A 26,689-nucleotide genomic window follows, 5' to 3' on the forward strand; every position below is an offset into this window, starting at 1 on the left:
CGCTGATGGTCATGTTGCCTGCTGGGTGGGGGAGTCGAATGACGGTACTATGCCTGAAGGAACAGCGGGTTGGCGAGTCTCATCCGACGCCACCTGAATAGTTACCAGCACTTTTCAGCGGCGTGAACGCTTGGCACAAGGGCGCTGAAACGCTTGCAATAAGGCGGCCGGCGCCCTATTTTGCAGTTTGACAGCGCCTGTTTTATGGTTGGCTGCGGCGCGAATAATGCACAGGCCGGTCCGGCAGCAGCCGGCGCTACGGCAATTCATTAATAACATCAACATCAAGGGGAACACCCATGAAACGCCATGTTTTTTCTACTGCCGCCTTTTCCGGCGCGCTGCTGGCCGCGGCGACGTTTGCCGCACCGGCCGTGGCGCAGGAAGAGCGCTACGTCACCATCGGCACCGGCGGCCAGACCGGGGTGTACTACGTGGTGGGCCAGTCCGTTTGCCGTCTGGTCAACAAGGGTAACGAAGAGCACAACATCCGCTGTAACGCACCGTCCACCGGCGGCTCGGTGGCCAACGCCAACGGCATCAAGTCCGGCGAGCTGGATATGGGCGTGCTGCAGTCTGACATTCAGTATCAGGCCTACGAAGGCACCGGCGGCTTTGAAGGCGACGCCTATGAAGACCTGCGGGCCGTGTTTCGTATCCACGGCGAGCCGCTGACGCTGCTGGCGCGGGCCGATTCGGGTATTGAAACCCTCGACGATCTGGTAGATAAGCGCATCAATATCGGCAACCCCGGCTCCGGGCAGCGTAACACCATGGAAGTGGTCATGGACGCCAAGGGCTGGGACAAGGACACCTTTGCGCTTGCCTCCCAGCTGGATGCCGCAGAAATGGCCTCGGCCCTGGCGGATAACAACATTGACGCCATGACCTACGTGGTCGGCCACCCCAACGGCGCCATTCAGGAAGCGACAACGACGGTGGATGCCCACCTGATCCCGCTCAACGATGAAGACATTCAGGGCATTGTCGAAGAGTATCCCTACTACTCCATGTCGACCATTCCCGGCGGGCTGTACAAAAATAACCCTGACGACGTGGAAACCTTCGGGGTGGCGGCAACGTTTGTCACCACCGCCGAGACCGATGACGAAGTGGTTTACCAGACCGTCAAGGCCGTGTTCGACAACTTTGATCGCTTCAAGCGCCTCCACCCGGCGTTTGAAAACCTCGACCCGGAAGAGATGGTTACAACCGGCCTGTCCGCGCCGCTGCACGAAGGTGCGGCGCGCTACTACCGCGAGCAGGGCTGGATCGACGGCGAGTAAACCGGCGGAGCTGAAGTTCGTCCATGTGTTCATGCGCGCGGCCCAAAGGGCCGCGCGCTGCGTTTGGGGCGTTGTTGTCGCGGTGTAAAACGTGCCTGTCAGCCTTTGGCAGGCTATCGTGTTAAAACAATGATTGCACCGGCGGCCAGAGACGACGAAAATCGCCTTCCGCGCGCAAGGGGCGGCGTTGTTCTGCTCCCGTCATTGCGCTTTGTTATCCATTTTTGTGCAGGGCTTGCTTATGACAGAGCACAGCAAAGAAGCGTCGCAGACCGCGCACTCCGCAACCGCACCGGAGCCGCAAGTGGATCTCGACGATATGGTCGCCTCGACCGATTCCGGTGCGCGTAAACCCGTTGGCGCTCCGGGCAAACTGCTGGTGGGTATTGCCGCTGTCTGGTCGCTTTTCCAGCTGTGGATTGCCTCGCCTTTGCCGTTTGTGTTCGGCGTCGGGGTCTTCAACGCCACCGAGGCGCGTTCGGTACACCTGGCGTTTGCCCTGTTTCTGGCCTATATGGCCTATCCCGCGCTCAAGCGCTCGCCGCGTGACCATATCCCGCTACAGGACTGGGTGCTGGCCGGGCTGGCAGCGTTTTGCGGTGCCTATATGTTTCTGTTCTACGAGGGGCTGGCCCAGCGCCCCGGCGCGCCGATACTGCAAGATGTGATCGTCGGCGTCGCGGGCATTGTGCTGCTTCTGGAGGCCACGCGCCGCGCTCTGGGGCCGCCGCTGACCATCGTGGCGCTGGTATTTTTGACCTACTCGCTGGCCGGTCCGTGGATGCCCGGCATGCTGGCGCACAAGGGCGTTAGCCTGTATGGGCTGATCAACCACCAGTGGCTGACCACCCAGGGGGTGTTTGGCATCGCGCTGGGGGTGTCGACCAGCTTTGTGTTCCTGTTTGTGCTGTTCGGTGCGCTGCTGGACAAGGCGGGCGCCGGCAACTATTTCATCAAGGTGGCGTTTTCGCTGCTGGGCCACTACAAGGGCGGCCCGGCCAAGGCAGCCGTTGTCGCCTCGGGCATGACCGGGCTGATTTCCGGCTCGTCGATTGCCAACACCGTGACCACCGGCACCTTTACCATTCCCATGATGAAGCGCGTGGGCTTTCCGGCGGAAAAAGCCGGTGCCGTGGAGGTGGCGTCTTCGGTCAACGGCCAGATCATGCCGCCGGTAATGGGGGCGGCTGCGTTTTTGATGGTGGAGTACGTTGGCATTTCCTACGTGGAGGTGATCAAGCACGCCTTTCTACCGGCGCTGATTTCCTACATTGCGCTGATTTATATCGTGCACCTGGAAGCGCTCAAGGCCAACATGCAAGGACTGCAAAGCAGCAATCCGGCCAAGCCGCTTGTGCGTAAAGTGGCCGGGTTTCTGGCCGGCCTGCTGCTGATGATGATCACCGGGCTGGGCGTGTACTACGGTTTGGGCTGGCTCAAGCCGGTGCTGGGGGCGGCGGCGCCCTGGGTCATTTCCCTCGGGCTGGTAGCGGTTTATCTGGCACTGCTGAAGCTGGCGGTGGGCTATCCGGAGCTTGAGCTGGACGACCCGGATCAGCCCATCTACACCCTGCCGCAAACCCGGCCGACGGTGATGGTCGGGCTGCCGTATATTCTGCCGGTGATCATCTTGATCTGGTGTTTGATGGTCGAGCGGCTATCTCCGGGGCTGTCTGCCTTCTGGGCCACGATGTTCATGGTGTTTATCATGCTCACCCAGCGCCCGATTACCGCCGCGCTGCGCGGGCGCAGCAACGTGGGCCCGGACATCAGGGAAGGTGCGCTGGACCTGTGGAACGGCCTGGTCGCCGGTGCACGCAACATGATCGGCATCGGTATTGCCACCGCGACGGCGGGTATTATCGTCGGGGCCGTATCACAAACCGGCGTGGGCCTGGTGCTGGCCGACGTGGTGGAAACCATCGCCATGGGCAATCTGCTGCTCATTTTGTTTTTCACCGCGGTGCTCAGCCTGATTCTCGGCATGGGGCTGCCCACTACGGCCAACTATATCGTGGTCTCGGCGCTGCTGGCGCCGGTGATTATCCAGCTTGGCCAGCAAAACGGCCTGCTGGTGCCGCTGATTGCGGTGCATCTGTTCGTTTTCTACTTCGGCATCATGGCGGATGTGACGCCGCCGGTAGGGCTTGCCTCCTTTGCGGCGGCGGCGGTGTCGGGGGGTGACCCCATTCGTACCGGCTTTCAGGCGTTTTACTATAGCCTGCGCACCGCCGCGCTGCCGTTTCTCTTTATCTTCAACACTGACCTGCTGCTGATCGACGTAAGTCCCTTGCAGGGGGTGTTGATCTTTGTGGTGGCCACCGGCGCTATGCTGATTTTTGCCGCTGCCACCCAAGGCTATATGCTGACCCGCAACCGCTGGTACGAGTCTGCCTTGCTGCTGCTGGTGGCGTTTACCCTGTTCCGGCCGGGCTTTTGGATGGATCAGCTGCACGATCCGTACCGCGACATTGCGCCAACGCAGTTTGTTCAGGCGCTGGGCGACGTTAATGCCGACAGCACGCTGCGCCTGCAGGTCAGCGGGCTTGACGCCTACGGCGAGCCCATGACGACCTATATGACGCTGCCGGTGCCGGACGGTGAAAGCGGCGCTGAGCGGCTGGATGCGCTGGGGCTTGAGCTGATCACCGACGACGGCAAGGCGATAGTGGATATGGTGACCTATGGCAGCCAGGCGGCGGAACTGGGCTTTGATTTTGACCAGCAGATCATCCGGGTGCAGGCGCCGGTGGACCGCTGGACCAAAGAGTGGATGTGGCTGCCGGCGCTTGGCGTGTTTGGTCTGGTGGTCATGCTACAGCGCCGTCGTCGGCGGCGCGCACAGGCAAGCCCGGCCGCGGCCAGCCTGTGAGAATGGTTTAAAAGGAGAAGCGCATGTATCGCAAAATACTCTTGCCGGTAGACCTGGACGAAGAGGCCTCGTGGCATAAAGCGCTGCCTACGGCGGTCGCCCTGTGCCGGACGTTTAACGCCTCGCTGCACGTGCTGACCGTACGGCCCGGCGCCAAAATGCCCATGGTGAGCGCCTATTTGCCCAAAAACTTCTCGCGCGATGCCGAAGCTGCCGTCGTCGATGCCCAGCGCACCTTTATCGATGAGCAGGTGCCGGATGATATTCAGGCTCAGAGCATCGTGGTGGGCGGCTCGCCCTGGGAGGCGATCATCAAGGTGGCCGAACAGCTGGAGGTGGAGCTTATCGTCATGGCATCGCACACTAAGCGCCGGTTTGTCGACTACGTGCTCGGGCCCAACTCCGAGCACGTGGTGCACCATACCCGCATATCGGTCATGATAGTACGCTAAGCGAGGGCGCTGTCGGGGCAGAGCGGCGCCTGGCGCCGCTCTACGACGTTTGGATGATGTGACAGACGCGCAAAATTGGCCAACACTGGGCGGGATCCTTCCACCTACGTGCAGGAGTCACATCATGATCTATGCCAACCCCGGCAGCCCCGATGCGCTGATCACCTTCGAGGCGCGCTACGGCAACTACATCGGCGGCGAGTTTGTGCCGCCGGTCAACGGGCAATACTTTGACAACGTAAGCCCGGTCAACGGCGCCGTTTTCTGCGCCATTCCCCGCTCCTCCGCCGAAGACGTGGACAAAGCGCTGGACGCCGCCCACGCCGCGGCGCCGGCGTGGGGCAGCACGTCGCCGGCCGAGCGCAGCAACCTATTGCTGCGCATCGCTGACCGCATTGAGCAAAACCTGGAAAAGCTGGCCGTAGCGGAAACCTGGGACAACGGCAAGGCGATACGCGAGTGTCTCAACGCCGATTTGCCCCTGGCAGCGGATCACTTTCGCTACTTTGCCGGCTGCATTCGCGCCCAGGAAGGGACCGCGGCGGATATTGACGCCAACACCGTGGCCTATCATTTCCACGAGCCGCTGGGTGTTGTGGGCCAGATTATCCCCTGGAACTTCCCGCTGCTGATGGCCACCTGGAAGCTGGCGCCGGCGCTTGCCGCCGGCAACTGCGTGGTGCTCAAGCCCGCCGAGCAGACGCCGGCTTCGATTCTTGAGCTGATCAAGCTGATCGGCGATCTGCTGCCGCCGGGGGTGATCAATATCGTCAACGGCTTCGGTGCAGAAGCCGGCCAGGCGCTTGCCGCCAGCCCGCGCATTGCCAAGATTGCCTTTACCGGCTCCACCCCGGTGGGCTCGCATATTCTCAAGTGTGCCGCGGAAAACATCATTCCTTCCACCGTGGAGCTCGGTGGCAAGTCGCCCAACGTGTACTTTGCCGACATCATGAACGCCGAGCCCGAGTTTATCGACAAGGCCGTGGAAGGGCTGGTGCTGGCATTTTTGAATCAGGGCGAGATCTGCACCTGCCCGTCCCGGGCGCTGGTGCAGGAAAGCATGTACGACGCCTTCATGGCCAAAGTGATCGAGCGTACGCTGACCATCAAGCGCGGCAACCCGCTGGATACCGACGTGCAGGTGGGCGCTCAGGCCTCCCGCGAGCAGTTCGACAAGATCATGTCGTATATGGAAGTAGCCCGGGAAGAGGGCGCTGAGTTTCTTGCCGGTGGCGACCGGGAAACCATGCAAGGCAGCCTCGACCAGGGGTATTACATCCAGCCGACGCTGCTTAAGGGCAACAACAGGATGCGCGTTTTCCAGGAAGAGATCTTCGGCCCGGTGGTCGCTGTTACCACCTTCAAGGATGAAGCCGAGGCGCTGGCCATTGCCAACGATACCGAGTTTGGCCTTGGCGCCGGGGTATGGAGCCGGGATATCAACGTGGCTTTTCGCATGGGGCGCGGCATTCAGGCCGGGCGCGTGTGGACCAACTGCTATCACCAGTATCCGGCCCACGCAGCGTTCGGCGGCTACAAGAAGTCCGGCATAGGCCGGGAAACTCACAAGATGGCGCTTGGGCACTACCAGCAGACCAAGAATCTGCTGGTCAGCTACGACATCAACCCCATGGGCTTTTTCTAGTCCGCTCCCTGCCAGCGCCGCGCGATCTGCGCGGCGCGCTCGGTACTGTCGGCCATGGCCAGCTCGCCTGCGCGGCGACGAATGCCTGCGCGCTTGAGCTTGAGCTGCAAACGCGCGGGCAGGCCGATAAAGATCAGGCCGATGTGCTGTTCGGCCAGCTCCCGGCGCAGCCCGTCCAGCGCCACCATGGCGGTGGCGTCAACGCTTGGCACGGTGCGCATATCAAGCAGCACCGTATGCACGTTTTGATCCACCGTGCGCAGGGTAGCGATGGCCTTTTCTGCAGCACCGAAAAACATCGGCCCGCTGATGCGGTAAAGCGCCGTACCCGCAGGAAGTTCCGGGCTGCCCGCGGGCCGTCCGGGCAGGTGCTCGGCTTCGGTCAGCTGGGCCATGCGGCGGATAAACAGCGCAGCGGCAAGGCTGATGCCCACGGCAACGGCGACCACCATGTCGAAGGCCACGGTGAGACCAAAGCAGATGACCAGCACCCCAACATCGCTTGCCGGCGCGCTTTTCAGCGTGTGTACGAAATTTTTCGCCTCGCTCATGTTCCACGCAATGATCAGCAATAGCGCGGCCAGCGCGGCCATGGGCACCCGTCCTAAAACGCCGGCCAGCGCTACCACGGCAAGCAGCACCACCAGCGAATGCACGACGGCCGACAGAGGGGAAAACGCCCCGCTTTTGATATTGGTGGCGGTGCGCGCCAGCGCCGCGGTGGCCGTAATGCCGCCGAAAAACGGCACGACGATGTTGCCAAGGCCCTGGCCTAAAAGCTCGGCGTTGGGGTCATGGCGCGTACGCGTCAGGCCGTCGGCGACCACCGCGCACAAAAGCGATTCGATGGCTGCGAGCAGGGCAATGGCCAGTGCCGGGCCGAGCAGCGCCTTGATCAGTGCAAAGTCCAGCGTGAGCGGCTTGCCGTCGGCGCCGGGAAAATGCCAGGGCAGCTGAAAGGAAGGCGCCAGCGGGGGAATGCCGCTGCCGCTCTGGCCGTCAATGGTCCAGTCAAAGCGCGAGGCGATGGTGTCGACTTCAACGCCCAGCGCGGCAAGCAGCAGCGCCGCCAGGGTGCCCACGGCAAGGCCGGCAAGCGGTGCCGGCACCGGGGTTTTCAGGCGCGGCCAGACAATCAGCGTGGCGAGGGTAATAACGCCGATCCCCAGCTCCTCGGGGGCAAGGCCGGGCAGCGATCGAGCGATCAGCCAGGCGTTGGCCGGGGTGCTGTCGCCAAGCTCAAGGCCTGCCAGGCCGAAAAAGTCCGGCAGCTGCAGCAGGGCAATGACCATGCCGATCCCGGCGGTAAAGCCCAGCACTACAGGATAAGGAACGTATTGAATCAGGCTGCCCATTCGGGCAAGCCCCAGCGCCATCAGGATAATGCCTGCCATCAGCGTGGCGATCAGCAGCCCGCCCAGGCCGTAGCTGGCGACAATGGGAAAGAGAATGACCACAAACGCCGCGGTGGGCCCGGAAATATTAAAGCGTGAGCCGCCGGAAAGTGCGATCAGCGCACCGGCCACGATCGCCGTATAAAGCCCGTGCTGGGGTGCGACCCCGGTGGCAATGGCCAGCGCCATGGAGAGCGGTACGGCGACCACACCGATGGTCAAGCCGGCCAGCACATCGTTTTTCAGCCGGCCCGGGCTATACCCCGCCTGCCAGGCTTGCACCAGGGCTCGGCCGGGAAGGGGGAAACGAAAAGAGGAAGACCGCGGGCGCGACATGACGACTCCGGACACAAACAGGCAGATAAAAAAAGGCGCGCGGCTTTGCGCCGCACGCCATTATACCAGCTGCTGCCCGGTTCCGGGGAACGTTCGCCGTTACGGCTGCGGTACGGGCTTGCCCTGCCCTTGGCCCCGCTGCTTCATGGCGTCGCGCTGAACGTCGCGCATGGCCTGCTGAAGGGCCTGCTGCTGCTCATCGGTGAGGATATCCTGCATGCGCTGGCGGTAGTCCTGGCGCAGCTTTTGCATGGCTTGGTAGTGCTCTTTTTGCGCGGCGTTCAGCGTTTTCTGGGTCGCTTTATCAATGCCGGCCTGGTCATACACCGCCTGGCGGCGCTGCTCCATGCGCTCTTTGAGCGCGGCGGGCATCTCGCCGGCCTGCATGCTGTTGCCCTGGCCGCCGGGAGCGGCGTGAACGGCAAACGCCAGCGGTATCAGGGCCGCGGCGAGCAGGGCAGGGGCAAAACGTTGACGTAGCGTAGCGGGCGATGTCATGGCGTCACTCCTCGACGAAAAAAGATGGCATATCCATGCCCTGAGCGTCGCGTACGGCGGTGCAAAATCCTTGCAGTCAATATGAAAAAAGCATGATAGTTCGCTTATTCGTCCGGCTGGTATTTGTAGCCCACGCCGTATACCGAGCGAATGATGTCGCGTTCGGGCAGCACTTCGCTGATTTTTTTGCGCAGTTTCTTGACGTGGCTGTCAACGGTGCGCTCGGACACAATGCGGTTGTCGCGGTACATATGATCCATCAGCTGTTCGCGGCTGAAAATGCGCCCGGGGGCACGCATCATCACCCGCAACAGCTGGAACTCCACTGCGGTAAGGCCCAGGTCCTGCCCGTCGGCCACGGCCTGCCAGCCTTCCTCGTCGAGCCGCACCGGGCCGGCGGGATCGTCGACGGCAAGCGGGGTATCCTGTGGGGCTTGGCTGCGGCGCAGCACGGCCTTGACCCGGGCGACTACTTCGCGCGGGCTGAAGGGCTTGCAGATGTAGTCGTCAGCACCCAGCTCCAGCCCCAGCAGGCGATCCACTTCCTCAACCTTGGCGGTGACCATGATGATGGCCGTCTGCGGGTAGCGCTGGCGGATACGGCGGCACAGCGACAGGCCGTCTTCGCCCGGCAGCATCAGATCGAGTAGGATCAGCGCCGGAGTGTGGGTCTCCAGCCACGGCATGACCGCGTTGCCGTTGTCCAGCGTGGCTGTCTCAAAGCCGTGGGTTTGCAGGTAGTCGGCCATCAAACGGGCAATCTTGGGTTCGTCTTCAACGATCAGTAGCGAAGCAGCAGCGGGCATAGGTCACTCACGAGAAATCGGTTGGCGGCGGCGTGGTTGGGGTAGCGTCAGGTTGGCGGTAACAGCGGAAAGCGCAGCGTCCAGCGCAGCCCGCCCAGCGGCGAGGCACAGGCGTCCAGGCGGCCGTCGTGCGCGTGCACCAGAGCGCTGACAATGGAAAGGCCCAGACCGCTGCCGCCGCTTGAGCGGCTGCGAGAGCCTTCCACGCGATACAAGCGCTCGGTCAGGCGGGCCAGTTCGCCCTCGGGCACGCCGGGCGCACTATCTTCCCATACCAGCACCGCTTCGTTGTTGTCTCGGGTCAGCGTAACGGCAAGCGTGCCCGGCTCGCGGGTATAGGCGCGGCTGTTGTCGAGCAGATTGTGCCACAGCTGGCGCAGCCGCTGGGCGTCGCCGCGAATATAAAGGGCGTCGGTCAGCGTATGAGTCAGCGTTATCCCGGTATCTTCCAGCAGGCGACGGGCGGTATCGAGATGGCTTTGCAGGCTATCGCTCAGGTTCAGCGGGGCCAGCCGGATATCCAGCGCCCCGGCGTCGCTTTGGGACAGCAAGCGCAGATCGGTGACCAGGCGTTCGAGCTGTTCCACTTCCTGGGCAAGCGAGCCCAGGCTGTCGGCGTTGAGCGGGCGAATGCCGTCCTGCATGGCCTCGATTTCGCCGCGCAGCACGGCCAGCGGCGTGCGCAGCTCGTGGGCGGTATCCGATACCCAGCGGGCGCGGGCGTTGCGGTTGGCCTCAAGCGTGGAGGCCAGGACGTTGAAATCGCTCGCCAGACGGGACAGCTCATCGCGGCCCTGTACGGGCAGGCGCACGTGATAGTCCCCTCGGGTTAGCTGCAGGGCGCCGGCGGTCAGCGTGCGTGCGCGCCGCCCGAGCCACCACGAAAGCCCGCCGGCCAGCAGCAGCGAGGCAATGCCCAGCGAGATGACGATCAATGACAGGTTGCTGCGCTGGCGATCGAGAAAGCGATTTTCCATACGCTTGAGGATCTGCTGCGGGGGGCGAAAGCCCAGTGAGCCGATGGTCGCCCCGTCAACGCTTAGCGCCATCCAGTGCCAGCGGGCCGGCGTATCGTCGGCGTGGCGCGGGGCGACGATAAAGCGGCCGTCCGGCGTGCGCAGGGCGAAGTCCTGGGCTTCACCCAGCGGCGAGGGGCGCTGGGCGTTGCCGCGCCCCAGCTCGTGATACACGATGGTGGGCCAGCGCAGCGGGTCGTTTTCCAGCCAGTCCCAGCTTTTGTACTGCTGCCAGCGCTCGGTCAGGCCTTCGGCCAGGCGCATGGCGCGGCGCTCCTGGGCCTGGTTGAGGTAGTCCAGAAAGCCGCGATCAATGCTGTAGGAGACGGCCAGAAACACCGCCCCGGAAATCGCCACGTTGACGCTGAGAATAATCGCAAAGAGCTTAAGCCCCAGCTGTGACAGGCGCCGGTAGCGAGCGTGGCACAAGGTGTTTCCCAACGGCGCCCCCAGGGTGGTGAAAAACATGGCGAAAAACGTGGCGCAAAGCGCAGGGTGGCCGGCAAGACGGTGGTGATCGGCTGCAACGGCGCGCTCGAAGGCCTCTCAATGCCTGGCCGCCTGCCATGCTAGCATGGCGCGTTGAACGCTGTGCGACGGCCGGCTTTCAGGCCGCCAACCGCACAGAGCGTAGCAAACACAGAGACGTTGATGGTGAATAAAAAAAGCATTGTGGCGGCCGGCGTCGCGCTCGTAGCGGGGGGCCTGGTTGCCCACGCCGTGGTGGGCAGCGTCGCAGAAAAAAAGCTTCGCCGGCACCTTGGCGCGCTTGAAGCCGAACCGGCCATTGCCGTAAGCCAAATAGAAACCCACAGAGGATGGGGCAAGGCGCTGCTGACGGCGCGCCTGGACGCGACCGGCGTGCCCGGCCTTGGCGGCGAGCTGGCCGTAGACGTTGGCTATCTGTCGCGCACCGCAAAGGGCCGCGTGACGTTTGACGGCGCGGCGCTCAGCGGCAAGGTCGATTTTACCGCCGGGCTTGGCAGCGGCCGTCAGGGCTACGCGTTCAACGCCGACGAGCTGGGCGCTGCCGAGGGCGCGCTGACGCTTGGCCAGGTGGAAGGCGACGGCTACATCGACCGGGAACGCGAACACTTTGCCCTCAACGTGCGCACCGCCACCCTTGCGTTTGCCGACGCCGACGCCGACGCCGACGCCGACGGCAAGCTTCGCGTAAGCGACGTGGTCACCGAGCTTGAGCACGACATTGATCGCGAAGCCGGCAGCGGCCGCTCCCACGGCCGCTTTGCCGTGGACGATGTCCGGTGGGTGCTGGATGATCACGGCACGCCCCTGGAGATCGCAGGTCTCGGCGGTGCCGACCTTCGCTACACCGCCGCGCTCGACGGCGATGCCTATGCGTTGCGGCTGCACCTTGGGGCCAGTGATGTGGTTTTCATGGACAGTACACCCGGCCGAGTCGAGCTTGATCTGACCGCCAAGAGGCTGGACTACGCCGCGCTAGACGCCGTAGCCGAGCAGGCGTTATCCGCAGCCCGGCAGCCGGCCCTGATCCGGGCGCTGCGCACCGCGCTGACCGAGCAGGCTTACACGCTGCTGTCGCGCTCGCCGGCGCTTGAGCTTGAAACCCTGTCGCTGGACGTCGCGCTGCCCATGCTTGGCCGCGCCGAGGCGCAGCTTTCCGGCCGAATGGCGTTTGACGGCGACGGCCTGCGCCTGGAAGCGGCGCGTGCCGAGCTTACGTCGCGGCTGAACGCCAGGCTTGTCTTCGAAATGCTGCCCGACGCCATGATAGTAGAGCTGGCGCCCCCGGCGCTGCAGGCGTTTTTGCTCAACCGCGAGCCGCCCCACGTCTTCGGCTGGAAAGACGGCCGGGCGCTGTATAAAGGCGAGCCGCTGGAAGAGGCCCTGGCGCGCTGATGCCGGGGCAGAAGAGAAACCGCAGGAAAAGCAGGGAGGTGTGTGGTGCCCGAAGCGTTGTTGATACTGCTGTTGGCGCTGGGAGCCGGCGCGGCGATGCCTGCCGGTGCGGTGTTTGCCCGGTTTGACGAGCTGCACCCGGACTGGCTGAGCACCGAGTGGCGCCACTTTATTGTCGCCTTTGGCGGCGGCGCGCTGATCTCGGCCATTGCGCTGGTGCTGGTCCCTGACGGCACGGCCAGACTCGCGCCGCCGGCCGCCGCGCTCAGCTTTGCCGCCGGCGGCGTGACGTTTTTTGCGCTGGATATTTGGCTCAACCGGATGAAAAGCGCCGCCGGCCAGCTGGTGGCCATGCTCTCGGACTTCGTGCCCGAGGCCATCGCGCTGGGCGCGGCCTTTGCCGCCGGGGAAAGCACCGGCCTGCTGCTGGCGTTTTTGATTGCACTGCAAAACCTGCCCGAGGGCTTCAACGCCTTCGAGGAGCTGGCGCACGCGGGCCGGCTGGCCCAGAGCACCGTGCTCACCGCCTTTTGCGCCATGGCGCTGCTGGGCCCGGCCTCGGCGCTGGCGGGCTATTACTGGCTGGGCCATTATCCGCAGGTGATGGGCGTGCTGCTGCTGTTTGCCAGCGGCGGTATTTTGTATCTGGTGTTTGAAGATATCGCCCCCCAGGCCCGGCTGGAAAACGCCTGGATGCCGGCGCTTGGCGCCGTGGCCGGCTTTTTGATCGGCCTTGTGGGCAGCATGCTGGCCGGCTAGCCGGCGCGCACTTCGCGTGCGCGCCGGGCCTGGCGTTTTAGCGAGAGCGCCAGGCGCTCGACCAGCCCTGCCAGCAGCGTCTGGCGGCGCGCATCCAGCCCGGGGCCGGCACCCGGTTTTGTTTCACGGCGGGCGGCGTCGAGCAGGGCGTCGCCCGCTTTACGTATGCGCAAGGGCGCCTCGCCCCGGGCGCTGGCGGCGTAGTCCTCGGCCAGCGCTGCGATAAAGGCGTTTCGGGCGTGATGAAAGGCAGGGCCGATGTCTTCCAGCCGGCGCAGCCGCAGGCAGGCGTAGCCCGCGTCAAGCCCGGTCAGCCCCAGGCTGAACAGGTGGCGCTGGGCGTCGGGCAGGCTGTCGTCGTGTTTGGACAGCTGCAGCAGGCGGTCGGCCATGCGTCCGATAAACTGCGTTTCCCGGGCGTTGACCGGCGCGCTGGCCAGCCGCCGCAGGTCCCGGGCGATAGCCCAGACCAGCCGTTTGCGCTTGAGCGTCGCCCCGGGGCCGGGCAGCAGGCGAAAGCCAACGACCACCACGCCAAGCCCCACCAGCATCGCCAGCGCGCGGTTGACGAAGGCATCAAAGGAGAAATCCATGCCGTTGCCGGGCATGGTCAGCAAAATATTGCCGATGGTAAACGCCAAACAGTACCCCATCAGTTTGGGGTTGGCCGCGCCCAGCAGTCCGAGAAACAGCGGGGTGAGAAAAATCATCGCCAGCATGGGAAAACCGCTGGCCTGGGCGAGCAGAACATGGCCAAAAACAAACGCGCTGGGAACGGCCGCCAGTATGCCCTTGGCAAAGGCCATACACGCGGCGACGGGGTTGTCGCGGCTGGCAAAAAACGCGGAAAACAGCGTGCCCAGCAGCATGGCCACCTGGCCGTTGGTCCAGCCGGTTGCCAGCCAAAACGCCGCCAGCGTGGCGAAAATGGCCCCGGCGCGAATGGCGTTGACGCCGGCAACCCAGTGGTCGCGATGCCATGCCAGCGCCGCGCCGCGCAGGGCCTTGCCTGATGGGTGAGCGATGGCGTCCCGGGCGTCCAGCATGATCAGCGCGTGACCCAGCGCCTCGCGCAGGCCCAAAAGACAGCGCTGTTCAAGCGGTGTCAGCCGCGTTTCCGGGGTGTTCAGCGCCCGGCGGCGCAGGGCGTAAAGCGTTTGCCGTGCCGGTTCGGTGCCGCTGCCGCGGGCGGCGCGGTCAAAGCCGTCGGACAGCTGCTGTGCGAGCCGGCGGGTGTCGCTTTTTATGCGCTTGTCGTCGTTGCGCTCGCTTTTCGTGTGGAGCAGCTGCTGCAGGGCGTGAAGCGTAGCCATCAGGCGCAGGGTGTGGCGTGTCAGCACGTGGCTGGCGCGGATGCGCCCGGGGCCTTCCGGGCCTTCGTAGCGGGCGGTTTGGCTGTCGCCTTCCAGCCGGGTGAGTGGGGTTAGCGTGCCGGTGAGCGTGGCCTCCAGCCGAGCCGGGTCGTGGCTGTCGCGCAGACGACAGGCGGCGTGTAAAAAGGCCTGGTTGACCACGTCATCGGCCTGGCGGCCCAGATGGTCGCTGACCCGGCTTGGCCACAGCAGCGCGCTGACCAGGGTCGCGCAGGTGGCGCCCAGCGCCAGCTCGGAAATCCGCGCTACGGCGATGGAGAAAATGCGTTCCGGGGCGCCGGCGCCGATGACCACGATGAGCATGGCGGTGACCGCCCCCATGATGCAGCCGTAGGCGGCGTTGTTGCGCAAAAGTGCGCTTGCGTAGGTGCACAGCATGATCCAGACGGTCAGCCCGGCAAGCGCGGGTATCGGCGCCTGGGCGAACAGCGCCATCAGCGTAATGCCGGCCGCCGCGCCGACCAGGGTACCGCTGATTTGGCTTAAGCCCTTCTCCAGCACCATGCCGCTGAGCGGGCGAATCTGTAGAAACGCCGCCGAAATCAGCGCCCAGTAAGGGCGCTCCAGATCCAGCCACAGGGCGATATACAGCGCCAGCAGCATGGCAAGAGTGGTTTTCAGCGCAAACCGGACCGCCGACGCATCGGGCGTGAGGTAGGCCCGGTACCAGGGCGAGGCGGTAACGCGCACGTCAGGCGTCCGGCTCGATGTGTACAGAAGCGGTCATACCGGCGCTGAGCGTGACGCCGTCGGGAACGGTATCCAGCGCAATGCGTACCGGAATGCGCTGGGCCAGGCGCACCCAGCTAAAGGTGGGCTGCACCTTGGGCAGCAGCTGCTCGTTGGGCGCGGTGTTGGGGTCGGCGATGGCCCGGCCGATGCTTGCAACGTGGCCGGTCAGCTCGTGCTCGGCGCTCATCAGCTTGATCCGGGCGGAATCGCCCGGCTGTACGCCTGCCAGCTTGGTCTCTTCAAAGTAGCCGGTGACGTACCAGGAGCCGGCTTCCACCAGCGCCAGCGCCGGCTGGCCGGCACGGGCGTAGTTGCCTTCGCTGAAGGCCAGATTGAGCACGTTGCCGGCCACCGGGGCGGTGACCCGGGTGCGCGCCAAATCAAGCCGGGCGCTGTCCAGAGCGCTTTGTGCCTGTGCCAGCGTCGCGGCCGCTACGCGGCTGTTGATGCGTGACATTTCGCGGTTTTCGGCGCTGATGGCGCCACGCCCCAGCCGGCTGCGCCGCGAGGCTTCGTGGCGCGCCAGCTCCAGCTCGGCCTGGCGCTGCTCCATGACGGCCTTGGCCTTGGCGACCCGGGCCTGATAGCGCTTGGGATCAATGCGAAACAAAGTGTCGCCCCGGGCTACGTGCTGGCTGTCTTCTACCCTGAGCGCGGTGACGCGCCCGGCAACGTCCGGCGCTACGGTGACGATGTTGGCGCGCACGCGTCCGTCCCGGGTCCAGGGCGTATAGAGATAGTACTGCCATAGCCACCACCCGGCGGCCGCGGCGAGCGCGACAACGGTCAGCGTGATCAGCGTGCGCAGCAGCGTGGACATATCACCAGACTCCGGTAGCGGGAAAAGGCGCGGCAAACAGCCAGGCGGTGGCCGCTGTGCAAAGCACAAACAGCGCGGTATCGAACCACGCCTCAAACCACAGCCGCCGGCCGCGCTGCAGCCGGTACAGCAGCGCGCGCAGAGCAAGGGTGGCGGCCAGACCGATGCCCACATACACCAAAAGCGGCGGCAGCAGCAGCCCGCCCAGGGCCTGTTCGTGAAGTCCCATTGCCTTTTGCTCCTCTCGTTGGGCGTTTTGCCTGCGCTAAAGCGACAGCCAGAACAGCATCAGCGGCGGGGACAAAAGCGACAGCAGAAAACCGCTGACCACCGCCACCGGCACGCAGGCCACGCCGCCGTGCTGCTGGATCACCGGCAGGGTAAAGTCCATGGAGGTCGCACCGCCGTAGCCAATCGCCAGCGCCGTATGGCGATGAATCATCAGCGGAATCAGCACAAAGGCAAGAAGCTCCCGGGCCAGGTCGTTGAAAAACGCCACCCCGCCCAGCAGCGGGCCGAGCTGGTCGCCGATGAGAATCGCCGAGAGCGAATACCAGCCAAAGCCTGAGGCCATGGCCAGCCCCTCGTTCCACCCAAGCGAGAGCAGTGGTGCTGCCAAAAGCCCGGCCACCAGCGAGCTGGCAGCAAGGGTCAGGGCAATGGCAAGGCCCGCGCGGTTGAGCAGAATCTGCTTGAGCGGCATGCCGGAGTTGCGCAGCTGGCAGCCGATCAGCGCCAGCAGAACGTACAGCACCCATTCGGCCAGCACTTCAGCGCCGTGGAACAGCCCAGGGCCCAAAAGAGGGCCCAGCGTCACGCCAAGGGTGACGCCGCCTGCGACGGCGCCTATCAGCAAAAGCGAGCTTTGCATGGCGGCCAGCTTGCTCACCGGCGCATCCTTGACCGCAGGTGACGTGCCCGCGCGCAGTGCCAGCCGGCGCGAAAGCCACCACAGCGCCGCCAGGTTACAGGCGCCGGTCAGCACAAACAGCAAAAGCGCGCTGCCGCCAAGGCGGGAGAGCTGGCTTGACAGGTTTTCAAGACCGGCAAGGCGTATCCCCATCAGCAGCAAAATGGCGTAGACCGAGCCGTTGACGGCGTGGTTGATCAAGCCTTGCAGGCGCGGCGAGCGCACCCGAACCAGGTAGCCCGCAATCAGCGGCAGCAGCACGATGAGCAGTCCGGAAAACATAGGCGCAAAGGCGTCCTCGGTCAGTGGCTGGGCGGGGCTAAAGCCGCATCAGGGCTGGAGCTGCGTCAGCGTAATGTGGGTTTCGCGCTTGCCCGCTTTCCAGTAGCCGGCCTCGACAATCAGGCCGGGATAGTCGGGGTGGTAGTTGATGCGGATATTGCGGTCGGGTTTTTCTGCATCGAACAGCACCACAGCGAGGGCGTTAAAGCGCCCGGCGGGCACGGTGACCTGCTCGGTGCCGTCGGTATAGTAGTGAAAGGCCTCGTCGCGACCGCGATGGTCGACAAAGCCTACGTCGCACGGGGCGCTTTGGCTGCAGCGCTCACGCCCGGCGCGCCGGGCCAGATGGATCAGCGCGGTCTGGCGATCCAGCGTGGCGATGTCGGCATCGGCCAGCTCGTAGCTGTCACCGATGCCAAACAGTGAGTAGCCGCTGTAGTAGTGCAGTGAATGCGTGGCGTGCTCGCCGGCGGTGAAGCGGCTGCGCTCCCGGCCGCTGGCCACGGCGATGGAGAAGCGCATGGCGCTTTTCCAGTGGCGGCCTTCCCGGCGCACCTTGTGGGTCAGGCCGGCGCCGGGCCAGCCGTCGACTTTCAGCCGGTACTGGGCGGTGAACGCCTGCATCGGGCGCAGCGTGGGCGCCTTTTCCGGGGCGGCCCAGGCCGGCCCGGTGAGCAGCCAAAGTGCCAGTGCGACGGGCCAGACGCGAGTCATGATGGGCATGACGTCTCTCCTGTAACGGTGGGCCGCGCTCGCGCGCGGCAGACGGTCGCAGACGGCACGCAGTATAGCGCCCGGCGCGGCGAGCGTCAGTAGCCGGCCGCCGGGTTGACGGTGCTCACCGGCTCACCGGCCTCGAAGGCGCGCAGGTAGTCGATGACCTGATCAATCGCCCCGTCAAGCGGAGTAGGCGCCGATACGTGCGGGGTGATCCATACTTTTGGATGATCCCAAAGCGGGCTGTCACAGGGCAGCGGCTCGGCGGTGAAAACGTCCAGCAGCGCGCCGCGCAGGCGGCCGGGCTGATCGGCATTGCCAAGCGCGGCCAAAAGCGCTGCCTCATCCACCAGCGCGCCGCGTCCGGGGTTGATCAGGGTCGCGCCTGCGGGCAGCTGGGCGAGCCGTTCGGCGTTGATCAGCCCCCGGGTGGCGTCGGTGTCCGGCAGCAGCGTGACCAGGGTTTGGGCGCGGCTTAGCACGGCGTCAAGGCCGGCGTCGCCATGATGGCAGTCAACGCCGTCGATCTCCTTGGCGGTGCGGCTCCAGCCCGTGACCGGGAAGCCGGCCCGGGAAAGCGCCTGCGCGACGTGGGCGCCGATAGCGCCAAGCCCCAGCACGCCCACCGGCCACTCGGCCTTGGCGGGCACGGTCTGAGGCGCCCAGCGGGCGTCGGCCTGAAGGCGGGCGTAGGCATCAAAGCTGCGGTAGAAGTGCAGCACGCCGTAAAGTACGTAGTCGGCCATGGATTCGGCCATGCCCGCATCGCGCAGCTTGACGATGGGCACGCCGTCGGGAAGCCCGGGGGTGGCCAGCAGGGCATCCACGCCGGCGCCCAGATTCACGATGCCTTTCAGCCGGGTTTGTTCCGCCAGCAGCCATGCGGGCGGCTTCCAGACGGCGAGGTAGTCGGCGTTTTGCCGCACTTTTTCAGGGGCATCGGCAGTGACGACGCTGGCGTGGGGAAAGGCGCGCTCAAGCGCGGCGCACCAGCGGCGGGCGTTATCCATGTGCACAACGATTTTCATGCGTTCTCCTTGGTACGGCAGTCATCGCGCTTCGGGCGCGGGGCCACTAGCATGCCGGATTGCGATTGTTGTAATAAAGGCTTTGACCGGCAGCCGCGCCAGAGTGCTAGTATCCTTGAAGACGACCCTGGCCGGCCTTGTGTGGCGGGCCAGTCGCCTGGCGGTCCGGATCCGCTGGCGCCTGTGCGCCGGTGCTGCCCGGTTTTGATCACTTCCAACGCCGAGTTGTTCGATGTCTCAGGTTTCACTGCCCTTTACACGTGAGGAGTATGCCACCCGGCTATGGAAGGTGCGCGCGGAAATGGCCGGCCGGGGCATTGATGCGCTGATCGTAAGCGACCCTTCCAACATGGCGTGGCTCACCGGCTACGACGGCTGGTCGTTTTACGTTCACCAGTGCGTGGTGGTGGGCCTGGAAGGCGAGCCCATGTGGTATGGCCGGCGCATGGACGCCAACGGCGCGCTTCTGACCTGCTGGATCAGCCCGGAAAACATCACCTACTACCCGGACTACTACGTCCAGAACCCGGACATGCACCCCATGGACTACCTGGCCCAGTCGATTCTGCCCCAGCGCGGCTGGGATCGCGGCGTGGTGGGCATGGAGATGGACAACTACTATTTCTCCGCCCAGGCCTACCTGTGCCTGCGCCGGGAGCTGCCCCACGCGCGCTTTGCCGACGCGAACGGCCTGGTCAACTGGTGCCGGGCGATCAAATCGCCCCAAGAAATCGCCTACATGCGCATTGCCGGCAAAATCGTTGAGGGCATGCACACCCGCATTCTGGAAATGATCGAGCCGGGCCTGGCCAAGAGCAAGCTGGTCTCCGAGATCTATCGGGTCGCCATCGAAGGCTTCACCGATGAAAACGGCCGGGTCTACGGCGGCGACTACCCGGCCATTGTGCCGCTTTTGCCCACGGGCAAGGACGCCGCCGCGCCGCACCTGACCTGGGACGACACGCCGTTTCGCGAAGGCGAGGGCACGTTTTTCGAGATTGCCGGGGTCTACAAGCGCTACCACGCGCCGACCTCGCGCACGGTGTTTCTGGGCCGCCCGCCCCGGGAATTCCTGCGCGCGGAATCCGCGCTGCTGGAAGGCATTGAACAGGGCCTTGAAGTGGCCAGGCCTGGCAACCGCACGGCGGATATCGCCAAGGCGCTGGGCTCGGCGATGAACAAATACGGCTTTGACCGCGGCGGGGCGCGGTGCGGCTATCCCATCGGCATTTCCTATCCGCCGGACTGGGGCGAGCGCACCATGAGCCTGCGCCCGTCGGACGAGTCCGTGCTGGAGCCGGGCATGACCTTCCACTTCATGCCCGGCCTGTGGGAAGACGGCTGGGGGCTTGAGATTACCGAGAGCATTCTGATCACCGAAAACGGCTGCGAGACCCTGGCCCACTTCCCGCGCCAGCTGTTTGTGCACTAGATCCCAGGAGCGAATTTATGAGCAAGCGCCCAAGCCCGATGACGCCGACGGTAGACTTCAGCGCCGACGGCGTGCAGCACGGCTTTCTCAACCTGCCGATTTCCGTGGACGACTCCGCCTGGGGGGCGGTGATGGTGCCGGTGACCGTGGTGAAAAACGGCGAAGGGCCCACCGCGCTTCTGACCGCCGGCAACCACGGCGACGAGTACGAAGGCATCACCGCGCTTTTAAAGCTGGCCAACACCCTCAAGGCCGAAGACGTCACCGGGCGGGTGATCATCGTGCCGTGCTTCAACACCCCGGCGGTGACCGCGGGCAAACGCACCTCGGGGCTGGACGGCGGCAACCTCAACCGCAGCTTCCCCGGCGACCCGGACGGCAGCGCCACCGAGCAGATCGCCGACTATTTCACCCGCTACATGGTGCCCATGGCCGACGCGGTGCTGGACCTGCACTCCGGCGGGCGCACCCTCGACATCCTGCCCTACGCTGCCTCCCACGTGCTCGACAATAAAGAGCAGCAGGCCGCCGCGCTGGAAAGCGCCAAGACCTTCGGCGCGCCCTACGCCATGGTGATGTTCGAGCTCGACGCCACCCACCTGTTCGACACCGTGTGCGAGAACCAGGGCAAGGTGTTCGTTACCACCGAGCTTGGCGGTGGCGGCACCTCCACCCCGGAAAGTGTCGAGATCGCCGAGCGCGGCGTGCGCAACTTCCTGATGCACCACGGCCTGATTGAAGGCGAGCCGGCGCTGCCGGATACCCCGCAGGTGTATCTGAACATGCCCGATGCCAGCTGCTACGTGCAAAGCGAGCACTCCGGACTGCTGGAGCTGCTGGCAGGCCTGGGCGACGAAGTGCGCGAAGGCCAGGCCATTGCGCGGATTTTTGATGTCACCCGCACCGGCAGCGCGCCTGCGGTGTACTACGCCCGGCGCGGCGGCGTGCTGATGGCGCGGCGCGCCCCGGCCCTTGCCCACATTGGCGACACCATCGCGGTGATTGCCGACGTGGTGGAGCGCCTTGACGGCTGACTATGACCAAAAACCCTTTAACCGCCGGGCTGAAGCTCGACCGCTTCGACGTGAAGATCTTGGCCATCCTGTCCCGGGACGGGCGCATCACCAAGTCCAAGCTGGCCGAGGCCATCAACCTCTCGGTCAGCCCCTGCTGGGAGCGGGTCAAGCGCCTGGAGCAGGCCGGCATCATCGAAGGCTACAGCGCCCGCATCAACACGCAAGTGCTGATGCCGGGCAACTCGGTGTGGGTGCAGATCGAGCTCGCCCAGCACAGCGTGGAGAGCTTTTCTGCGTTTGAAACGCTGGTCATGGAAACCCCCGAGGCCACCGAATGCGTGGCCGTGGGCGGCGGGGTGGACTACCTGGTGAAGTTTGAGGTGGCAAGCATCGACAGCTACCAGCGCGCCATGGACCGCTGGCTGGTATCCGACGCCGGCATCGAACGCTATTTCACCTATATCGTCACCAAGACGGTCAAGCGCGCCACGTCGGCCATCAGCGAGGATGAGCTGGCCTGAGTGCTTCGCCGCTCGCCAAAAAAACCGCCGGTTTATGCCGGCGATGCCAAAAAAAACGCATCTTTGCCCGGCGCTTTCAAAAGCACTTTTCGCGCTAACTGCCTTACCCTTGGGGTATCGAACGGTCACTACCGCAAGATACGGATACCCGAAAGGAGGGGCGCATGACGGCACTATCTACCACGCTTTCCGATCGTCTGCAGGACCCGCGCCTGTTTCGCCAGTACGCCTACATCAACGGCAAGTGGACCCACGGCGAGGGCGGCCGCGAAGAAGCCGTGACCGACCCTGCCACCGGCGAGGTGCTGGGCCACATTCCGGTGCTGGAAGACGCCCAGATTACCGCCGCGGTCGACGCCGCCGAGGCGGCGGCAGCCGGATGGCGGGCGCTGCGCGCCGACGAGCGCAGCGAGATTCTGCAGAAGTGGTACGCGCAGCTCCACGAGCACAGCGAAGACCTGGCCACCATCATGACCCTGGAGCAGGGCAAGTCGCTCGACGACTCCCGGGGCGAAGTGCAGTACGGCGCGAGCTTCATTCGCTGGTTTGCTGAAGAGGGCAAGCGCACCTACGGCGAGACCATTCCCAGCCACATGCCCAACGCCGCGCTTGGCTCGATCAAGGAGCCGGTAGGCATCGCCGCGCTGATCACCCCGTGGAACTTCCCGCTGGCGATGATCACCCGCAAGGCCGCCGCCGCCCTGGCCGCCGGCTGCCCGGTGATCAACAAGCCTTCCAACGAAACGCCGTTCACGGCGCTGGCGCTGGCCGAGCTGGCCGAGCGCGCGGGCATTCCCGCCGGCGTCTACAACGTGGTGCTGGGCGAGCCGGCGGCGGTGTCCAAGGTGCTGTGCGCCGAGCCGCGCATCCGGGCGCTGTCGTTCACCGGTTCCACCCGGGTGGGCGAGCTGCTGATGGAGCAGAGCGCCGGCACCGTCAAGAAGCTCTCCATGGAGCTTGGCGGCAACGCGCCGTTCATCGTCGGCCCGGATATGGACCCGACCGAAGCCGCCCAGGCGGCGGTGGCGGCCAAGTACCAGACCTCCGGGCAGGACTGCCTGGCGGCCAACCGCATTCTGGTGCACGAGTCCATCCACGACGCCTTTATCGAGGCGTTCAAGGACAGCATGTCCGCGCTCAAGGTGGGCAACGGCCTGGAAGACGGCACCGACCTTGGCCCGCTGATCCACGACAAGGCGGTGGAAAAGGCCCAGAGCATCGTCGACGACGCGGTGCAAAAGGGCGCGACCCTACACGAAAGCACCCAGCCGCCGGTAGCGGGCGACAACTTCTTTATGCCGGTGCTGCTGACGGGCATCACCCGGGAAATGAAGGTCTGGCGCGAGGAAAACTTCGCTCCGGTGGCCGGCGTGCTGCCGTATGCAACCGACGAAGAAGCCATCGAGCTTGCCAACGACACCGAGTACGGCCTGGCCTCCTACGTCTACAGCAACGACATGCGCCGCATCTGGAAAATCATGCGCGGCCTGGAGTTTGGCCTGGTCAGCGTCAACTCGGTGAAGATGACCGGCGCGCCGGTGCCCTTTGGCGGGGTGAAGGAGTCCGGCCTCGGCCGCGAGGGCGGCTCCACCGGCATCGAGGAATACCTCGAAACCAAGTTCTTCTGCCTCGGCGGCATGCCCTCCGCCTCCGGCAGCTGATCACGCTCCGGTGTGCTACCACAGCGCCGCTGCCATGCAGCGGCGCTTTTGCGTTGGGGCAGGATGTTTGAACAGGCTTTTTGCTACGCTATCAGCCGACCATGATAAAAACGGGGAGGGTACATGATGACCTTGCAGATGATCGGTATAGCCCTGGCCGTCGCCAACGTCGCTTTGCTGGCCGGCGGTCTCTACGGCGTCAAGCGGTATCAGCAGCGCCGCGGCTGAGACGCCCGTTGCAGCGTAAGGTCTGGCGGGTTGGTAAGTCCCCGCCCCGCATCGCATAATGGGGCCGCCGATTACACCCCGCTGCCCAAGGACTGCGTTATGTCACAAAAAATCTACTGCATCGCCAGCTTCAAACCCAAGCCGGGTAAAGAAGACGCCGTATTCAAGGCGCTGCAGGCGCTGGAGCCCAACGCCCACCGGGAAGATGCCTGCCTGCGCTACACGGTTACGCGCAAAATCGACAGCCCCTTCGCCCAGGGTGAGAGCTACCCCATCGTGTTTCACGAAGTCTGGGCCAACCGCGAAGCCTTCGAGGCCCACTGCCAGCGCAAGGAAATTCAGCAGTTCTTTGCCGACAACCTCGAATCTCCCGACGGCGACATCGAAGACGCCAACGTCTGCGTCTACACCGACGAGCCGAACGATTTTGACGCACCCGCAGTCTAAACCCGGATCAGCAACACAGGAGGCACCATGGCCGAACAAAAGATGAACGTCGAAAGCTTCAATCTCGACCACACCAAGGTAAAGGCACCCTACATCCGCCTGGCGGACGTGAAAGAGGGCGCCCACGGCGACCAGATCCACAAGTACGACCTGCGCATCTGCCAGCCCAACAAGGGCCACATGGAAATGCCCGCGCTGCATTCCCTTGAGCACATGATGGCCGAGCACTCGCGCAACCACACCGACAAGGTCGTCGACATCAGCCCCATGGGCTGCCAGACCGGCTTCTACATCGCCATGATCAACCATGACGACTACGACGCCGTGCTGGATATCGTCGAAAACACCCTGAAAGACGTGATCAACGCCACCGAAGTCCCCGCCTGCAACGAAATGCAGTGCGGCTGGGCCGCCAGCCACAGCTTGGAAGGCGCCCAGGAACTCGCCCGCGACCTCCTCGCCAAGCGCGACGAGTGGACGCAAGTGTTTGCCTGATAGGGCAACGCTTTGAGACATAGCGACAAGCGCCTCTGCGGAGGCGCTTTTTTGTGCGGCTACGAAAAAAACATGAGAAATGTAGCAGGAATGTGGAAGGGAGAATGGAGAAATGCTAAGTTAGCTTTGAGAAAGCTAAGGCTTATTTAGCCAGCTGACGCCACCATGGCGCAGAGGTAGCTTGCATGGTGGAAGCGGACTTCAGTCCGCGAAGATGCAGGCTCAAAGATTATGAATACAACTCGTCAGCTTCGGCGGCCTGCTGTGCATACAGTTTGTTGGTCCAGGCAAAATACGCAAGCATGCGAATTCTGCTTAGGGCCTGTTGACGTTTCATGGCAGGGGTATTGGCAGGATAGGGGCAAGCTCGCAGAATAAAGGCTCCTACACCAACAAACTGCAAGCCTGCCATGCCCCGACAAATGCTCACGGATGAACACTGGTCGAAGCTGAAATCTATCCTGCTTCAACACGGTATTTATGACAAGGCCGACTTGCGTACCACGGTGGAAGGCATTCTGTATCGGATGCGCACCGGCTGCCCGTGGCGGGACCTACCGGAGGCGTTTGGGCTCTGGAACACGGTCTACAAGCGCTTCAACGCCTGGTCAGCGAGTGGAAAGCTGATGAGGATTTTCAGCTCTCTGGTGGAAGATCCTGATGTCGAGTGGCTGTTCATTGATGGCTCTTATGTCAAGGCACACCAGGACAGCACGGGGGCTGCCACGGAAGACGCCGAAGCCATTGGCAAAAGTCGTGCAGGCAACACCAGCAAGATCCATCTGACCGTTGATGCCTATGGGCTGCCGATTGCCTTCAGGATAACGGGCGGTGAGGTGCACGACAGCAGGGAAGCGCCGGTGTTGATTGACGACTTGCCGGCGGGTGATGCGCTGGTGGCTGACAAGGGCTATGACAGCGAGCGTATCCGTGAACAGATCGAAGCCAAGGGCATGGTTGCCGTCATTCCACGCAAACGCAACTCAAAGAAAGGAAATGCCAATCTGGACAGAGGCTTATATCGCTATCGGCATCTGGTTGAGAACGCCTTTGCTCGATTGAAACCGTATCGCGCCATCGCGACGCGATACGATAAGCTCAAGCGAAACTACGAGAGCATGGTGGCCTTGGCGTGCGGCTTTTTATGGCTGCCAATGTGAAACGTCAACAGGCCCTAGGCTGCCGAACTATTCTTGATATTTCATAATGTCAATGAGTTAATAAAAAATCACGCTGGATAATTGTGTTAAACGAGCCGTAACGTTTATTCAATATCCGAGCGTTCCGTCTGATACCTGTTAGGCCTATGATAATAAGGGATTAAAAATGAATAAAAATATTTTTTTAGCTATGCTTATCTCTGGATTGGTTTTGCAAGGTTGTGCAACGCATAAAGCTGCACCTCAAATAAATGTAGAGAGGCAGCAGACCTATAAAATACCTTTTGAAAAAGCGTGGGATATTTCTGTAGATTTTTTTGCAGAGAATGGAATAAGTTTAGAAAAAATAGAAAAGGAGTCTGGCCTTCTGACAGCCCAAAATGGTTCTGTTGGTATTGGCTACTATTTGAACTGCGGAGAGGCTGGTGGCCTTGGTAGTGGTTTTGAGAATATTAACTCAAGGCTAAATGTATTAGTTCGGGATATTGACGAACATACATCGAAAATATCGGTGAATTTAAAAGCAAACGCGCAAGTTGTAAGGCGAAACTTATATGGTCATGCGCTAGAGACAATTTCCGTTAAATGTGAGTCTACTGGGCAGTTAGAAAGTGACATGCACGCTTATTTTAAATCCAAAATATGAATGCCTAACAAGAGCAGGCACGGCGACACCCATTACATTGCGCATTCGGCTCCATGCCTTGGGTGCGCATGCTGCAAGCGTTAAAGAGGAGAAAACATGAGCCTTCTGAGGAGATTTGAAGAGGATGCAAGGATTGAAAAAGCCGACAGCTCGGTAATAGGCCCATATAAAGGCTCTTCGTCGTTGGGTGTGGAATTCGCCCCCTGAGCTGGGCCAGGATATGACCTCCACATGGACAGGAGGTATGGCATGGACGGCACCCAGATTCTGACCCTC

General features: G+C 63.4%; 24 protein-coding genes. 14 read left to right on the plus strand and 10 right to left on the minus strand.

Going from position 1 to position 26,689, the window contains the following annotated elements; all coding sequences use genetic code 11:
* The first annotated feature begins 299 nt into the window (after nt 1-299).
* The 4 genes from ABD654_RS06680 (at nt 300) to exaC (ending at nt 6,255) form a co-directional block, all read left to right on the plus strand.
* Complete coding sequence (locus ABD654_RS06680) at nt 300-1,286, plus strand: TAXI family TRAP transporter solute-binding subunit (RefSeq protein WP_344703522.1); 987 nt, start codon at nt 300-302, stop codon at nt 1,284-1,286.
* 241 nt (nt 1,287-1,527) lie between these two features.
* Complete coding sequence (locus ABD654_RS06685; protein ID WP_344703524.1) at nt 1,528-4,158, plus strand: TRAP transporter permease; 2,631 nt, start codon at nt 1,528-1,530, stop codon at nt 4,156-4,158.
* 23 nt (nt 4,159-4,181) lie between these two features.
* Nucleotides 4,182-4,610 (plus strand): universal stress protein, encoded by a 429-nt coding sequence (locus ABD654_RS06690; RefSeq protein ID WP_344703526.1) that lies wholly within the window; start codon nt 4,182-4,184, stop codon nt 4,608-4,610.
* 124 nt (nt 4,611-4,734) lie between these two features.
* The gene (gene exaC, locus ABD654_RS06695) at nt 4,735-6,255 is read left to right on the plus strand and encodes an acetaldehyde dehydrogenase ExaC (protein WP_344703528.1); all 1,521 of its coding nucleotides are present in this window, start codon (nt 4,735-4,737) and stop codon (nt 6,253-6,255) included.
* Here exaC and dauA read toward each other — a convergent pair.
* The 4 genes from dauA to ABD654_RS06715 all read right to left on the minus strand — a co-directional run bounded on the left by dauA (nt 6,252) and on the right by ABD654_RS06715 (nt 10,773).
* Nucleotides 6,252-7,985, minus strand: coding sequence for a C4-dicarboxylic acid transporter DauA (dauA, locus tag ABD654_RS06700; protein ID WP_344703530.1), 1,734 nt, complete (start codon nt 7,983-7,985; stop codon nt 6,252-6,254). The genes exaC and dauA overlap by 4 nt on opposite strands.
* A 99-nt stretch (nt 7,986-8,084) precedes the next feature.
* Entirely contained in the window at nt 8,085-8,483 is a 399-nt protein-coding gene (locus ABD654_RS06705; RefSeq protein WP_344703532.1) for a hypothetical protein, read from the minus strand.
* Between the two features lie 104 nt (nt 8,484-8,587).
* Nucleotides 8,588-9,289 (minus strand): response regulator, encoded by a 702-nt coding sequence (locus ABD654_RS06710; RefSeq protein WP_344703534.1) that lies wholly within the window; start codon nt 9,287-9,289, stop codon nt 8,588-8,590.
* Nucleotides 9,290-9,336: 47 nt separating this feature from the next.
* Nucleotides 9,337-10,773, minus strand: coding sequence for an ATP-binding protein (locus ABD654_RS06715; RefSeq protein WP_344703536.1), 1,437 nt, complete (start codon nt 10,771-10,773; stop codon nt 9,337-9,339).
* Between the two features lie 183 nt (nt 10,774-10,956).
* Between ABD654_RS06715 and ABD654_RS06720 the strand changes: the two genes are divergently transcribed.
* Both ABD654_RS06720 and ABD654_RS06725 read left to right on the plus strand, forming a co-directional pair.
* Nucleotides 10,957-12,186, plus strand: a complete 1,230-nt coding sequence (locus tag ABD654_RS06720) for a DUF945 family protein (protein WP_344703538.1) — start codon at nt 10,957-10,959, stop codon at nt 12,184-12,186.
* Between the two features lie 45 nt (nt 12,187-12,231).
* A complete protein-coding gene (locus ABD654_RS06725) occupies nt 12,232-12,945 on the plus strand; it encodes a ZIP family metal transporter (RefSeq protein WP_344703540.1) in 714 nt (237 codons plus the stop codon).
* Here ABD654_RS06725 and ABD654_RS06730 read toward each other — a convergent pair.
* From ABD654_RS06730 to ABD654_RS06755, 6 genes are all read right to left on the minus strand, one after another.
* The gene (locus ABD654_RS06730) at nt 12,942-15,008 is read right to left on the minus strand and encodes an FUSC family protein (protein WP_344703542.1); all 2,067 of its coding nucleotides are present in this window, start codon (nt 15,006-15,008) and stop codon (nt 12,942-12,944) included. The two genes, ABD654_RS06725 and ABD654_RS06730, sit on opposite strands and share 4 nt — an antisense overlap.
* Before the next feature lies 1 nt (nt 15,009).
* Nucleotides 15,010-15,870 carry an efflux RND transporter periplasmic adaptor subunit gene (locus tag ABD654_RS06735; protein WP_344703544.1) on the minus strand — a complete coding sequence of 287 codons (861 nt, stop codon included), beginning with the start codon at nt 15,868-15,870 and terminating at the stop codon, nt 15,010-15,012.
* Between the two features lies 1 nt (nt 15,871).
* Nucleotides 15,872-16,099: a DUF1656 domain-containing protein gene (locus ABD654_RS06740; RefSeq protein ID WP_344703546.1), complete on the minus strand. Its 228-nt coding sequence runs from the start codon at nt 16,097-16,099 to the stop codon at nt 15,872-15,874.
* A gap of 36 nt (nt 16,100-16,135) precedes the next feature.
* Nucleotides 16,136-17,062 carry a LysO family transporter gene (locus tag ABD654_RS06745; protein WP_344703548.1) on the minus strand — a complete coding sequence of 309 codons (927 nt, stop codon included), beginning with the start codon at nt 17,060-17,062 and terminating at the stop codon, nt 16,136-16,138.
* A 48-nt stretch (nt 17,063-17,110) separates the two neighbouring features.
* A complete protein-coding gene (locus ABD654_RS06750; protein ID WP_344703550.1) occupies nt 17,111-17,785 on the minus strand; it encodes a hypothetical protein in 675 nt (224 codons plus the stop codon).
* 86 nt (nt 17,786-17,871) lie between these two features.
* A complete protein-coding gene (locus ABD654_RS06755) occupies nt 17,872-18,807 on the minus strand; it encodes a 2-hydroxyacid dehydrogenase (protein ID WP_344703553.1) in 936 nt (311 codons plus the stop codon).
* A gap of 232 nt (nt 18,808-19,039) precedes the next feature.
* Here ABD654_RS06755 and doeA point away from each other — a divergent pair, with 232 nt between their 5' ends.
* The 8 genes from doeA (at nt 19,040) to ABD654_RS06795 (ending at nt 26,413) form a co-directional block, all read left to right on the plus strand.
* The gene (gene doeA / locus ABD654_RS06760) at nt 19,040-20,239 is read left to right on the plus strand and encodes an ectoine hydrolase DoeA (RefSeq protein ID WP_344703555.1); all 1,200 of its coding nucleotides are present in this window, start codon (nt 19,040-19,042) and stop codon (nt 20,237-20,239) included.
* Nucleotides 20,240-20,256: 17 nt separating this feature from the next.
* Nucleotides 20,257-21,273 carry a N(2)-acetyl-L-2,4-diaminobutanoate deacetylase DoeB gene (gene doeB / locus ABD654_RS06765; protein ID WP_344703557.1) on the plus strand — a complete coding sequence of 339 codons (1,017 nt, stop codon included), beginning with the start codon at nt 20,257-20,259 and terminating at the stop codon, nt 21,271-21,273.
* 2 nt (nt 21,274-21,275) lie between these two features.
* The gene (locus ABD654_RS06770) at nt 21,276-21,776 is read left to right on the plus strand and encodes an Lrp/AsnC family transcriptional regulator (RefSeq protein WP_344703560.1); all 501 of its coding nucleotides are present in this window, start codon (nt 21,276-21,278) and stop codon (nt 21,774-21,776) included.
* Between the two features lie 164 nt (nt 21,777-21,940).
* Nucleotides 21,941-23,437 (plus strand): NAD-dependent succinate-semialdehyde dehydrogenase, encoded by a 1,497-nt coding sequence (locus ABD654_RS06775; RefSeq protein WP_344703561.1) that lies wholly within the window; start codon nt 21,941-21,943, stop codon nt 23,435-23,437.
* 327 nt (nt 23,438-23,764) lie between these two features.
* Complete coding sequence (locus ABD654_RS06780; RefSeq protein WP_344703563.1) at nt 23,765-24,112, plus strand: putative quinol monooxygenase; 348 nt, start codon at nt 23,765-23,767, stop codon at nt 24,110-24,112.
* A 27-nt stretch (nt 24,113-24,139) separates the two neighbouring features.
* The gene (locus ABD654_RS06785) at nt 24,140-24,607 is read left to right on the plus strand and encodes an S-ribosylhomocysteine lyase (protein ID WP_344703565.1); all 468 of its coding nucleotides are present in this window, start codon (nt 24,140-24,142) and stop codon (nt 24,605-24,607) included.
* A 410-nt stretch (nt 24,608-25,017) separates the two neighbouring features.
* Nucleotides 25,018-25,767 carry an IS5 family transposase gene (locus ABD654_RS06790; RefSeq protein ID WP_344703567.1) on the plus strand — a complete coding sequence of 250 codons (750 nt, stop codon included), beginning with the start codon at nt 25,018-25,020 and terminating at the stop codon, nt 25,765-25,767.
* A 166-nt stretch (nt 25,768-25,933) separates the two neighbouring features.
* Nucleotides 25,934-26,413, plus strand: coding sequence for a hypothetical protein (locus ABD654_RS06795; protein ID WP_344703569.1), 480 nt, complete (start codon nt 25,934-25,936; stop codon nt 26,411-26,413).
* Nucleotides 26,414-26,689 lie beyond the last annotated feature (276 nt).

Origin of the sequence: Halomonas cibimaris, assembly GCF_039537045.1 — a bacterium.
Classification (GTDB): domain Bacteria; phylum Pseudomonadota; class Gammaproteobacteria; order Pseudomonadales; family Halomonadaceae; genus Vreelandella; species Vreelandella cibimaris.